We start from the raw sequence: 12,696 nt of genomic DNA, 5'->3' as shown, positions 1-12,696 counted from the left end.
TTTTCTTGAGGGTGTTTTTGTTTCATTCTACTGCTGCCCATACCCTTCAAACTTCTTCGCCAAATTCTCCATCTCATCTTCTGGCAAAAGCTTCGGTTCTCCGACGCTTTTCGTTTGATAATAAATTTGAGCACAAAACTCAATCTCTTCTGCAACAGTAAACGCCATTTTTATATTATTTGCACCAGCAATTAAACCGTGATTTGCAAGTAGCACAGCACGACGATCAATCATGCCTTCAAAAGCAGCATCCGCTAATTGCTTCGTACCAAATGTTTCATACGGTGCACAGCGAACATTCGGGCCTGCGAAAGCAATTAAATATGAAACAGCAGGAAGCTCCCATCCTAATGACGCAATCGTCTTCGCATAAGGTGAATGTGTATGCACAAGCGCATTTATATCTTCACGATTTCTATAATAAATAAGATGCATATCTAGTTCGCTTGATGGCTTTCTCTCTCCCTCTACCACTTCACCATCTAAGTTTAATATAACTACATCTTCAGGTTTTGTTTCATAATACTCTAAACCACTTGGGCTAATCGCAACAAGACCTTGTTCGCGATTGAAAATACTAATATTACCCCCAGTCCCCTTTGTTAAACCACTAGAGATCATTTTCTTTCCATACGCTACAATTTCTTCTCTTTCTTTTTGTAATAACATATACATCCCCCTAAGTATGAAGCTTATGATGACTGAATTTTAAAAGCTATTTACTTATTGAAATAGCTTTTTTAAGTTCTCCGTAAACGGTGCTTTTACAATCCCTTTTTCTGTAATAATTGCTGTTACATTCTCATATGGTGTGACATCAAACGCCGGATTATATACTTTACTTTCTTTCGGGGCAGAATATTGTCCGAAGCGATTAATCACTTCAGAAGCATCTCTTTCCTCAATCGGAATTTCTTTTCCTGTCGGTGTTTTTAAGTCGATTGTTGGTGTTGGCGCTGCTACATAAAACGGAATGTTGTAGTATTTAGCTAAAATAGATACGCCTAATGTGCCAATTTTATTTGCTACATCACCGTTTGCTGCCACGCGGTCACATCCAACGATTACAGCATCGATTTTTCCTTGTGACATGACCATAGCTGCCATATTATCTGTAATGACAGTAACATCAATTCCCGCTCGCTGTAGTTCTAATGCTGTTAACGTTGAACCTTGTAACCTAGGACGAGTTTCATCTGAATAGATTTTTAAGTCCCATCCTTTTTCTTTCGCTAAGTACATTGGTGCTGTCGCAGTACCATACTTAGTCGTCGCTAACGCACCAGCATTGCAATGTGTTAATACTCCCATTTCATCATGGAATAATGTTAATGCATGCTCTCCAATTTGACGATTAATTTCTTCATCTTCTCTATGAATCTCTTTTGCCTCTTCTAGTAATCTGTCTTTCAACTGGACGATTGATAAGTGCGCGTTCTCTGTCGCTACCGCTTCCATTCTTTCAAGTGCCCAGAATAAGTTTACTGCTGTTGGCCTTGATGTTGCCAAATATGCACATACCTTTTTGACTTCCTCTATAAAGTCTTCCATCTTACTTTGAATAACTTCCTTTGTTCCTAAATACACACCGTACGCTGCCGAAACACCAATTGCTGGTGCTCCTCGTACTTTCATTACTTGAATGGCATCCCACACACTTTCAGCTGTCTTGAAAGATTCATAGACAACCTCATTCGGTAATAATGTTTGATCTAATAAAACTAAAGCATCATCTTTCCACTGAATGGGTATTAATTGCTCTTCCATCATATTCTCCCCTTACTTCGCGTAGTGCATTGACTGTTCTTTTAACGTTTCTACAAAACGTGTACCCGTTCTATATTGATTCGCTCGTAAAATAAAACTCTTCGCTACTTGAAGACAAATTCGCTCCGCTCTAGCACGTGCTTCCTCATTCTCAATACAAGTAATATCTTTTACTTTAGCTAATCCAACAATACGGCGAATTAATTCCAGACCTGTCACTGCAGCCGTATCCTCTAATACAGATTGTAAATATACTTCGCTAAAGCCTTCTTCCTTCGCCATAATCTCGGTCACATGAATATCCCAAGCATCTAAAAACTTCTTCTTAAATAAATCAATTACCTCTACCATCGTAGTTTGTAACCAATCCATATACGTATCTTTCTCCGCTCCAGGTGGCATCGTTGCATCTGCATTCACCCAAGCAAACATTAAATTCGCCATTACATTCCCAACGTCATATCCCATAGGTCCATAAAAAGCAAACTCAGGATCAATAACCTTTGTAGAATCATCTCTTACAAAAACAGAACCAGTATGTAAATCACCATGAAGTAATGCCTGTGCATTCGTCATAAAAGAGAATTTACGTTTCGCTACTTCCATACGAAGCTCTTTATCACTATAAATATGTTCCCTAATCCATCCCTCATTTAACGGAAATAACTCATTACGCTTATTATGATTGGTAAATGGTTCTGAATATACGAGGTCCTCTGTAATCTCACATAATTCAGGATTTATATAATTCTTCACAAGTTCCTTCTTCTCTTTATGATTCATTACAACATCCGATGTTAATAAAAGTGTATTTACCATAAAAGTAGTTAAATCATCCGCAAGCCTCGGAAATATTTGATGATTTATAAGTGCTGTACGTAATATTGTGTGATCCGATAAATCTTCCATTACGCAACAATTCATCACACTATCAAATAAATACACCTTAGGAACAAGTCCGGGTGCTAACTCATCCTCTAACTGCAAAACATCTGATTCTATACGAATACGGTTTGTCGACAACTTAAACTCATCTGAAATGCGAGCTGTATCCCCAGCTTGCTTTACGATGACTGACATGTTCTCTTTTTCATCCCAAACGCGGAACACATAATTTAAATTGCCATCACCTATTTCTTTACACTGTAACTCCTTTGCATGTTCAAACTTAGACAATTTCTCTTTCACATATGCAATCACATCTTTAGCTTCCATTAAAAAATACTTCGTGAACTTAGACATGGTTTCCCCTCCACACTAATTGTAAGCGTTTTCTAAAAGCTATAAAAAATAATAGGTTGAATTTTTTCATCCTATAAATATGTATTCTTCTTTTTGAAAGATATATCTAGGTTTTATTATATCTTGTTAGCACTTTGAGTCAATGTTTCTAACTATCATCTTAATATACTTCCTAATTATATATTTGAGATGACAAAAATTGTTCAAAAAATTTCCGATTCATTTTATTTTATTTATCACAAAATTCTTTGTAAAATAGAAGTAAGCAGTTCCTTTTCAAAACCAAAACTTCTAAGAAATATTTCCTTCCTAAAAAATTAAACTTACACACTATCTCTAACATACACACTAAACTTTTCAAACACTCATCTAAAATTTATAGACTTAAAATTACCTTTCTATTCCCTGATAGCCTTAATTGAGAATAAATATTAATTAAATTGGAATAAAGTTGGTTTATTCGCTTGACAAAATAACCAATTCTATATGATAATTAATATCGAATTAGAATTATTATAGTTAATTAAAAAATATATTTTATGAGCACACTATTTTTTGATGCTCAAACCAACATTTAGGAGGAATTTTAACATGTTATTAATCGGCACAGAAGTAAAACCGTTTAAAGCTAATGCTTACCATAATGGAGAATTTATCCAAGTTACTGACGAAAGTTTAAAAGGAAAATGGAGTGTAGTTTGTTTCTACCCAGCTGACTTCACATTCGTTTGCCCAACTGAACTTGAAGACTTACAAAACCAATATGCAACTCTAAAAGACTTAGGCGTTGAAGTATACTCTGTATCTACAGACACTCACTTCACTCACAAAGCATGGCATGATAGCTCAGAAACTATCGGCAAAATCGAGTACATCATGATCGGTGACCCAACTCGCACAATCACTACAAACTTCAACGTTTTAATGGAAGAAGAAGGTCTTGCTGCTCGTGGTACATTCATCATCGATCCAGACGGCGTTATCCAATCTATGGAAATCAATGCTGACGGTATCGGCCGTGACGCAAGCATTCTTGTTAACAAAATTAAAGCTGCTCAATACGTACGTAACAACCCAGGTGAAGTTTGCCCAGCTAAATGGCAAGAGGGTTCTGCAACACTTAAACCAAGCCTTGACCTTGTAGGCAAAATCTAAGGAGTTCGATCAAAATGATACTAGATGCAGATATAAAAACACAACTATCCCAATACCTTCAGTTAATGGAGAACGATATTTTACTTAAAGTAAGCGCAGGAGACGATAACGTATCTAAAGATATGTTAGCTCTAGTAGACGATTTAGCTACTATGTCATCTAAGATTACAGTAGAAAAAGTTGAATTAGAGAGAACACCAAGCTTTAGCGTAAACCGCCCTGGTGAAGACACTGGTGTCGTATTCGCTGGTATTCCATTAGGACACGAATTTACATCATTAGTGTTAGCTTTACTACAAGTAAGTGGACGCGCTCCAAAAGTTGAACAAAAATTAATCGATCAAATTAAAAACATTCAAGGCGAATATCATTTTGAATCTTATATCAGCCTAAGTTGTCATAACTGTCCTGATGTTGTACAAGCTCTTAACGTAATGAGCGTTCTTAACTCTAGTATTACACATACTATGATTGATGGCGCTGCATTCAAAGAGGAAGTAGAAAGCAAAGACATCATGGCAGTACCAACTGTTTACCTAAACGGCGAATCTTTCGGAAGCGGTCGTATGACACTTGAAGAAATTTTAGCTAAAATGGGTAACGGTCCAGATGCATCAGAGCTTTCTGATAAAGATCCATACGATGTTCTTGTTGTTGGTGGCGGTCCTGCTGGTGCAAGTGCAGCAATTTACGCAGCACGTAAAGGCATCCGCACTGGTATCGTTGCTGAGCGCTTCGGTGGTCAAGTAATGGATACTATGGGCATTGAGAACTTCATCAGCGTAAAAAAGACTGAAGGTCCTAAGCTAGTAGCAAGTCTTGAAGAGCACGTAAAAGAATACGATATCGATGTAATGAATCTACAACGTGCGAAACGTTTAGAGAAAAAAGAACTTATTGAAGTGGAACTTGAAAACGGCGCTATTCTGAAAAGTAAGAGCGTAATCGTTTCAACAGGTGCTCGCTGGCGTAACGTTGGCGTACCGGGTGAAGCTGAGTTCAAAAATAAAGGTGTAGCATACTGCCCACACTGTGACGGTCCATTATTCACTGGAAAAGACGTAGCAGTTATAGGCGGAGGTAACTCTGGTATTGAAGCAGCTATCGACTTAGCAGGTATTGTTAAGCACGTAACTGTTCTTGAATTCATGCCAGAATTAAAAGCTGATGCTGTATTACAAGAGCGTCTTAACAGCTTACCAAACGTAACTGTTCTGAAAAACGTTCAAACGAAAGAAATTACTGGTACTGATAAAGTAAACGGTATTTCTTACATCGATCGTGAAACTGAAGAAGTTCATCACGTTGAATTACAAGGTGTATTCGTACAAATCGGTCTTGTGCCAAACACAGACTGGTTAGGCGAAACAGTTGAACGCGCTCGCGGTGAAATCGTAACAGACAAGCACGGCGCTACAAACGTACCAGGAGTGTTTGCTGCAGGTGACTGTACAAATAATCCGTACAAACAAATCATCATCTCTATGGGTTCAGGTGCAAACGCAGCTTTAGGTGCATTTGATTACTTAATTCGTAACTAATAAAAAAACAGGTGCCTTAGCACCTGTTTTTTTTACCTTAATGTATAAACTAAAAACCTCTCATTCCCATTCTTCTCATAAGCACCTGGCAATCTAACTTCTTTCTTCAGCTCAAACGCAGTCTGATTTTCTAAGAAGAAAATATAGTCCTCAGAAGGATAATATAAAATAATATCCACTTCTCTCCCCGTTTCTTCTACCGAAAGCAAAATGTTATTTACTACATTCATAAACACTTGTACAGAAAATGGATTAAAAAAATAAAACCTATTATCATGCGGATCAATCTCATATTCCTGCGCTAAACAACATTGGAACTGGATTTTCCCCTTACTGTTTCGTGTCTTTCGTGCATAACGATCTCGATTATCCATCGCTTCTTTATAAAACTCTTCATTCATTTCAATTCCAACTGCTGATGCACCACATTTATGATGCATATAAAAGTTTAATCTTCCTTTTCCGCACCCAAAGTCTACAATTCGGTCGCTACTTCGTATTTCATATTGATTCAGTAACTCATCTAATCCGCTATAGGGCGTCGGTTCATAGCGGTGATAATGCATAGACTTGTTAAACCCCTTTTGCTCACCGACTGTTTTTATATGTAAAACTGCATCGTAATATTGTTCGTTCATTCGTTTTCTCCTATTAAAAAATGGTACTTATTATTATACACCATGTACTGGAGATTCATTTTTAATCAAATTAATAGGTACGTGAAATTATATTAACGATTTTCTTAATATATCTATCGTAACTTCAAATATATCAACGATTTTTCAAATATATCGATTTACCGACAATCCACGACAAAAAAACAGGAGCTCTCTAGCCCCTGTCTTCTAACACTTTCAATACAGTTTGTTTCAATATTTCTACTCCATCCATAATACAACTATGATCAAACCTCATATACGGATGGTGTAATCCAGGTTGTAGGTCTGCTCCTAGTCCAAGCATGACAGCTTTTAAATGTGGTCTTTTCACTGTGTAATAATGGAAATCATCGCTTCCTGTCGTATAGAGAGGTCCCGTACATCTCTCTTCCCCATACACTTCGATAATACCTTTACGCATAAAGCGCTCTGCTTCTTCGGAAACCTCTGCTCCTGGTGCAAGATCCATCCATTCATATGAAGTTTTCGACCCCATCGATGCAGCTGATTCTATTACATGCTCAATCTTTTCCTTTAATTCTTCTAATAGTATATTACTCTCTGCTCTTACATCTAAACTGAAATGACCATTTCCCGGAATGATATTTAAATTATCGCCACCAGCTTGGCATCTCGTCATTTTTACTGAATAGGAACTTTGCGGTGGCAACCAAATATTTTTCAAACCGATATTAATCATGGAAATGACATCAATTGCATTCACACCTTGGTGTGGTCTCGCCCCGTGTGCATCCTCCCCATGAATCATCCCCTCTAAAAATCCAGCTGCTCCATGGCGAATAGATGAGGCTCCTTGTTTCAAAGATAGTTCTTCAATCGGTCTTAGATGGACACCAAATAAGAAATCAGCATCATCTACAGCACCTTTCTCCACCATCTTCAAAGCACCATTACCCTTCTCTTCTGCCGGCTGAAAAATAAACCTAACCGTACCACTTTTCCATCTCATATTTTTCAATTGTAAAATAACTCCCATTACAATGGTCATATGAGCATCATGACCACATGAATGGTTCGCTTTAAATTCTCCATCTACTTCTTGCCAAAGTGCATCCATATCAGCACGAATCGCAATAACTGGATTCCCGCCTCCAATCTCAGCAATTACACCTGGACAATCATCAAATGTTCTATATGAAATTCCTTCTTCTTTTAAAAAGTCAGTAATATACGCTGTCGTTTCATATTCTTTCCAACTTACTTCAGGGTTTTCGTGTAAATGCTGAAAAATCTCCGTTAAGCGCTCTTGTAGTTCTAATGTTTTCAACGTTCCAGTCTCCTTCCCAAATTATAAACCATCAGGTTAATTATACTTATGAAAAACAGATGTTTTTATGAACATATTGAATTTTAAGAAAAAAGTCAATTGTTTATTTTTAAATACGATCGACAACTCACTTCATAACGATAGAACATTCCTTATTTTCTGTTTTTATGTTGACGCTTACATAAACTTTTAGTTATCATAACCTAATAAACGTCTATTTTACGACAATTCTAAAAATACAAACAAACATACGTAACAAGGAGGAACTTTATGAAAAAAGAAATACCTTTTGGAATAGCGATTATCCCTATTATCATTACCGTTGCAGTTATGATGGTTACAATTGTTGTATTAAAACAAAGCCCTCACGTTCCACTTATTATCGGTACAACCGTTGCTTCTATTGTCGCTTGGCGTTACGGTTACAAATGGAATGATCTTGAAGAAGCAATGTATAAAGGGATTCGTCTTGCATTACCCGCTATCGTCATTATTATTCTTGTTGGCTTAACAATTGGTGCTTGGATTGGCGGTGGAATTGTCGCAACGATGATTTATTACGGTTTAAAACTTTTAACTCCATCACTATTTTTAGTTTCCATTACTGTCATTTGTTCTATCGTTGCATTAGCGATTGGTAGCTCTTGGTCTACAATGGGTACAATTGGTGTTGCTGGAATGGGAATTGGCCTAAGTATGGGAATTCCAGCTCCAATGGTTGCTGGTGCCATTATTTCAGGCTCTTATTTTGGCGATAAAATGTCACCGCTTTCAGATACAACTAACTTAGCCGCAGGATTAACAAATACAGATTTATTCGCACACATTCGTCATATGTTATTTACTACAGTTCCCGGTTTAATTATTACTCTTATCGTATACGCGGTCTTAGGAAGAAGCTTCGGCGCTAACAATATTGATGCGAAGAGCATCGATCAAACGTTACAAGTATTGCAACAAAACTTTGTTATCTCACCTTTCCTACTCATTATACCCGTAGCCGTTATGGTATTGGTCGCTAAAAAGGTTCCTGCCATACCAGCCATTCTCGTCGGTATTATTTTAGGATTCTTATCACAAGTCTTTATTCAAGGTGGTTCTGTCTCAGCATCTGTCGGTGCACTCCAAGCTGGATTTGTTATAGACACTGGAAACAAGCTAGTAGACGAACTATTTAACCGCGGTGGCTTAGATTCGATGATGAATACAGTCTCTATGACAATTGTCGCTATGACTTTCGGAGGAGTATTAGAACATACAGGTATTCTTCGCTCAATTGTAAATCAAATTTTAAAGTTAGCGAAATCAGCAAAAGGGCTTATCGCTTCTACTATCGCATCTTGTTTTGCAACAAACCTTACTTGCTCTGAACAATATATTTCAATTGTTGTCCCTTCAAGAATGTACGCAAATGCATACACAGAAAAAGGACTACATTCAAAAAACTTATCCAGAGCATTAGAAGATGGCGGAACATTAACTTCTGTCTTCGTTCCTTGGAATACGTGCGGTGTATTTATTCTCGCTACACTTGGCGTAGGTGCATTTGAATATGCTCCTTATGCTATTTTGAATTTCATCGTACCTATTATCTCAATCATTTATGGTATAACAGGTTTCACAATTGTAAAACTATCAGACATTGAAAAAGCAGAACTGCTAAAGAAACAAAAAGCTCAACTAGAAGCTTAAAAATAGCGGTAAATTCAGTTCATATAGTGCGCGAGGTCGCCCTTGTTGATAGGGCATTTCCTCGCCGCAAATATGAGCATACCCGTAATCAACTAATTTCTTTAACAACCTTTCTGTCGATCTTCGAGTCACTTGTAAGTACTCAGAAAGGTCAGCTGCTGTAAATTTCAATGACGGATGCGATTGACTAAATTGAATAATTTTTGACAAGTTGGCCGGACTAAGCTTCGTTTCCTTCGCTATTTTCATTAGTTCCGGATTATCATTTTTCAAACTTTGTACTCTCTGTTCTTTCGGGAATGGACCAAACAAATCTTTATCACTTGTTAGTATATAAAAACAACGATCTATTGGATTATTCTTTGCAAAACTTTGAGCAATTTTTGCATTTTGCTCCGCTTCTTTCACGGTTTTTCCATAACCAAATCCAATAGCTATCGTTCCTTCTACACTCGCAAACAAGTTATCTATCGCATTTGTTTTAATAATTGATTCGATATCACCACGAGTTGTATACAAAATGCATGTCATTTCATCCACTTGTTTAAATGAACCACGTAGTTCTTTTGAAATGACATCTAGTTTTTCAAGCAAACTCGTTCGTAATTCTAAGGACGAAATAATACAAGTACCAACAGTAGCTGAATAGCTTTTTGCTAACTCAGCTTTTATTTTTGCATCTTTTAGCCCATGTATAATGGATTGTGTTGGATCAATCATACGCTCTGAAGGAACACCCATTTTTTGAAGCTCGTCGTAAACAGCGTGAATACTAGTTAAAGCTAAATGAGCTTCTCCAGATTGATATTTAGCTACATGAAAATCGATAACTCTATTTATTTCATCTTTACTCCACAGCATATTTTCATAATCCAACACTTGCGGACTTTCTCTTATACCGATATCATGGAACACATTTGTAATAAACGAGCGGTCTACTAAATCGATGGAAATGTTATGTGGTTGAATACTTTGATGATACATGATAGAAAGAATGGAAGATGCGACAGTTGTCTCGTCTTGCTGTAAGTATGTACTTGGAATTCGTAATTGTTCTCTTACTTCTTTTGCCATATAATAAGGTAAAGCACCTGAGAAAAAGATGACATCACAAGGCTTTAGACACTTTAATAGTTCAGAAGATTCTGCCGGATGAAGGTAAATATAGGAATCAATTTCTATTCCTTCTAATTTTTGAGCAATAGGAAAAAGGTTCTCCATAAACTCCTTTGAACCGACAACTGCAATTTTTATCATCATTTTCTCTAACTCCTTATCATTAATTAACGACTATTTAACGTCAACTATATCAAATGTATAAAACTATCGTAAACAGGAAGGAGTTTCTATTCAATGAAAATTACAGCTATTCATCTTTACGCAATTCGTTTACCGCTTCGCAGTCCGTTTGTTATTAGTTATGGCTCTTATTCTGATATGCCCTCTATTATCGTCAAAATGGAAACAGATGAAGGTATTATCGGTTACGGTGAAGGCGTTGCTGATGATCACGTCACAGGTGAATCATGGGAAAGTACTTTCCATACTTTAAAACATACGCTAACCCCTGCTCTAATCGGGAAAAATCCAATGAATATCGAAAAAATACACGACATGATGGACAATACAATTTACGGTGTTCCAACAGCGAAAGCCGCAATTGATATTGCTTGTTTTGATATAATGGGCAAAAAACTAAATCAACCTGTATATCAATTAATTGGTGGGCGCTATCATGAAGAATTCCCTGTCACTCACGTTTTAAGTATTGCCGATCCTGAAGATATGGCTGAAGAAGCTGCTTCTATGATTCAAAAAGGTTACCAATCTTTCAAAATGAAAGTTGGTACGAATGTAAAAGAAGATGTGAAACGTATTGAAGCTGTACGAGAACGTGTAGGAAATGACATCGCTATTCGCATTGATGTAAACCAAGGCTGGAAAAATAGCGCGAACACATTAACAGCACTGCGTTCATTAGGACATTTAAACATTGACTGGATTGAACAACCTGTTATCGCGGACGATATTGATGCCATGGCTCATATTCGTTCTAAAACAGATCTCCCGCTTATGATTGATGAAGGACTAAAAAGTTCTCGTGAAATGCGCCAAATTATTAAATTAGAAGCTGCCGATAAAGTGAATATAAAACTAATGAAATGCGGCGGCATATATCCAGCTGTAAAGCTCGCTCATCAAGCTGAAATGGCCGGCATTGAATGCCAAGTGGGATCAATGGTCGAATCCTCTGTTGCCTCTTCCGCAGGATTCCATGTCGCTTTCTCAAAGAAAATCATTACGAGCGTAGAGCTAACAGGACCATTAAAATTCACGAAAGACATTGGAAACTTACATTACGATGTACCATTCATTCGCTTAAACGAAAAGCCGGGACTCGGCATTGAAATAAACGAAGATACACTACAAGAACTAACCGTCTTTCAAGGCGTTGTACGCTAAAGGAGGACTATCATATGACGGTTCTATACGAAGGAACATTAAAACAAAATAACGAATCATTTCACGTTACATTACTATCACTAGAGCACATCGAACAAATTTTATCACTACAAAACATTGTAGTTGAAGCACTAGAAGATAAAAGTCGTTTACAACCACTCTCACAAGAAGAATTTCAATACATTCTAAAAGGAAACGGCATGATGATCGGTGCTTTTATCGAAAACGAACTCATCGCATTTCGCGCTCTACTCGTCCCGCCTATCGATGATGAACATTTAGGGCTTGATATTGGTTTGCCAGAAAATGAACTACACCGCGTCATCTATCAAGAAATCTCAAACGTTCATCCGAACTGCCGAGGAAATGGTATGCAAAAAATATTAGCAAACGTCATCATGGACGAATTGCAAAAAGAAGATAGCAAATATAATTATGTATGCTGCACCGTTGCTCCTTTTAACATCCCGAGTTTGAAGGATAAATTTGCGCAAGGGATGGAGATTGCTGTGTTGAAGGAAAAGTATGGTGGTAGTCTGCGGTATGTTTTTGTGAAGAAATTGCGCGGAGATAATGAAAGAGATTGGACGGATGTTCAAAGTATTCTAATGAGTGATGCTAGTGGACAGCAGGCTTTGCTTTCGGAGGGGTATCGTGGGTATGAGATGGAGAAAACAGCAGATACTTTCATTGTGAAGTTTGGGCGATAATCTATATACTCGAAAAAAGGAGATGTCCCTTGTGGCATCTCCTCTTTTCGATTTGTTGAACAATCCTGTAGTAAATGAAATTATATCAACGATTTTTCGAATATATCTATCATAACTTACAATATATCAACGATTTTTAAAATATATCTATCAAAACTCACAATATATCTATCAAAACT

At 37.2% G+C, this 12,696-nt stretch carries 11 protein-coding genes; 5 read left to right on the top strand and 6 right to left on the bottom strand.

From position 1 onward, the window contains the following. Positions 1-27: 27 nt before the first annotated feature. The 3 genes from ACYFX0_RS22030 to mtnK are packed head-to-tail and all read right to left on the bottom strand — an operon-like array spanning position 28 to position 3,009. Entirely contained in the window at positions 28-669 is a 642-nt protein-coding gene (locus ACYFX0_RS22030) for an L-fuculose-phosphate aldolase (RefSeq protein ID WP_000926560.1), read from the bottom strand. A gap of 54 nt (positions 670-723) precedes the next feature. Further along, positions 724-1,767: an S-methyl-5-thioribose-1-phosphate isomerase gene (mtnA, locus tag ACYFX0_RS22025; protein WP_000392488.1), complete on the bottom strand. Its 1,044-nt coding sequence runs from the start codon at positions 1,765-1,767 to the stop codon at positions 724-726. Between the two features lie 12 nt (positions 1,768-1,779). Further along, the gene (mtnK, locus tag ACYFX0_RS22020; RefSeq protein WP_000033215.1) at positions 1,780-3,009 is read right to left on the bottom strand and encodes an S-methyl-5-thioribose kinase; all 1,230 of its coding nucleotides are present in this window, start codon (positions 3,007-3,009) and stop codon (positions 1,780-1,782) included. 591 nt (positions 3,010-3,600) lie between these two features. Here mtnK and ahpC point away from each other — a divergent pair. Together ahpC and ahpF are read left to right on the top strand one after the other, a co-directional pair. Continuing rightward, entirely contained in the window at positions 3,601-4,164 is a 564-nt protein-coding gene (gene ahpC, locus ACYFX0_RS22015) for an alkyl hydroperoxide reductase subunit C (RefSeq protein WP_000924420.1), read from the top strand. Between the two features lie 14 nt (positions 4,165-4,178). Further along, the gene (gene ahpF, locus ACYFX0_RS22010; protein WP_247727720.1) at positions 4,179-5,705 is read left to right on the top strand and encodes an alkyl hydroperoxide reductase subunit F; all 1,527 of its coding nucleotides are present in this window, start codon (positions 4,179-4,181) and stop codon (positions 5,703-5,705) included. A gap of 32 nt (positions 5,706-5,737) precedes the next feature. Here the strand turns inward: ahpF and ACYFX0_RS22005 are convergent, their stop codons facing one another. Continuing rightward, positions 5,738-6,343, bottom strand: a complete 606-nt coding sequence (locus ACYFX0_RS22005; protein ID WP_001005634.1) for an SAM-dependent methyltransferase — start codon at positions 6,341-6,343, stop codon at positions 5,738-5,740. A gap of 193 nt (positions 6,344-6,536) precedes the next feature. Next, a complete protein-coding gene (locus tag ACYFX0_RS22000; protein WP_000853510.1) occupies positions 6,537-7,652 on the bottom strand; it encodes a M20 peptidase aminoacylase family protein in 1,116 nt (371 codons plus the stop codon). A 270-nt stretch (positions 7,653-7,922) separates the two neighbouring features. Between ACYFX0_RS22000 and nhaC the strand changes: the two genes are divergently transcribed. Next, positions 7,923-9,344, top strand: a complete 1,422-nt coding sequence (nhaC, locus tag ACYFX0_RS21995) for a Na+/H+ antiporter NhaC (protein ID WP_000711513.1) — start codon at positions 7,923-7,925, stop codon at positions 9,342-9,344. Here nhaC and ACYFX0_RS21990 read toward each other — a convergent pair. After that, positions 9,333-10,604 (bottom strand): transcriptional regulator, encoded by a 1,272-nt coding sequence (locus ACYFX0_RS21990; protein ID WP_074790378.1) that lies wholly within the window; start codon positions 10,602-10,604, stop codon positions 9,333-9,335. The two genes, nhaC and ACYFX0_RS21990, sit on opposite strands and share 12 nt — an antisense overlap. Before the next feature lie 93 nt (positions 10,605-10,697). Between ACYFX0_RS21990 and ACYFX0_RS21985 the strand changes: the two genes are divergently transcribed. Together ACYFX0_RS21985 and ACYFX0_RS21980 are read left to right on the top strand one after the other, a co-directional pair. Next, positions 10,698-11,807, top strand: a complete 1,110-nt coding sequence (locus ACYFX0_RS21985) for a mandelate racemase/muconate lactonizing enzyme family protein (RefSeq protein WP_106082274.1) — start codon at positions 10,698-10,700, stop codon at positions 11,805-11,807. A gap of 14 nt (positions 11,808-11,821) precedes the next feature. Then, the gene (locus ACYFX0_RS21980) at positions 11,822-12,517 is read left to right on the top strand and encodes an N-acetyltransferase (RefSeq protein WP_106082275.1); all 696 of its coding nucleotides are present in this window, start codon (positions 11,822-11,824) and stop codon (positions 12,515-12,517) included. Positions 12,518-12,696: the final 179 nt, after the last annotated feature.

It is taken from the genome of Bacillus sp. NEAU-Y102, assembly GCF_054788175.1.
This window is presented reverse-complemented; position numbering and strand designations above follow the sequence as displayed.

Bases quoted from the DNA above. Each gene is read 5' to 3' on its own strand.
- ACYFX0_RS22030 (WP_000926560.1), bottom strand. From the start codon at position 669: ATGTTATTACAAAAAGAAAGAGAAGAAATTGTAGCGTATGGAAAGAAA.
- mtnA (WP_000392488.1), bottom strand. From the start codon at position 1,767: ATGGAAGAGCAATTAATACCCATTCAGTGGAAAGATGATGCTTTAGTT.
- mtnK (WP_000033215.1), bottom strand. From the start codon at position 3,009: ATGTCTAAGTTCACGAAGTATTTTTTAATGGAAGCTAAAGATGTGATT.
- ahpC (WP_000924420.1), top strand. From the start codon at position 3,601: ATGTTATTAATCGGCACAGAAGTAAAACCGTTTAAAGCTAATGCTTAC.
- ahpF (WP_247727720.1), top strand. From the start codon at position 4,179: ATGATACTAGATGCAGATATAAAAACACAACTATCCCAATACCTTCAG.
- ACYFX0_RS22005 (WP_001005634.1), bottom strand. From the start codon at position 6,343: ATGAACGAACAATATTACGATGCAGTTTTACATATAAAAACAGTCGGT.
- nhaC (WP_000711513.1), top strand. From the start codon at position 7,923: ATGAAAAAAGAAATACCTTTTGGAATAGCGATTATCCCTATTATCATT.
- ACYFX0_RS21990 (WP_074790378.1), bottom strand. From the start codon at position 10,604: ATGATGATAAAAATTGCAGTTGTCGGTTCAAAGGAGTTTATGGAGAAC.
- ACYFX0_RS21985 (WP_106082274.1), top strand. From the start codon at position 10,698: ATGAAAATTACAGCTATTCATCTTTACGCAATTCGTTTACCGCTTCGC.
- ACYFX0_RS21980 (WP_106082275.1), top strand. From the start codon at position 11,822: ATGACGGTTCTATACGAAGGAACATTAAAACAAAATAACGAATCATTT.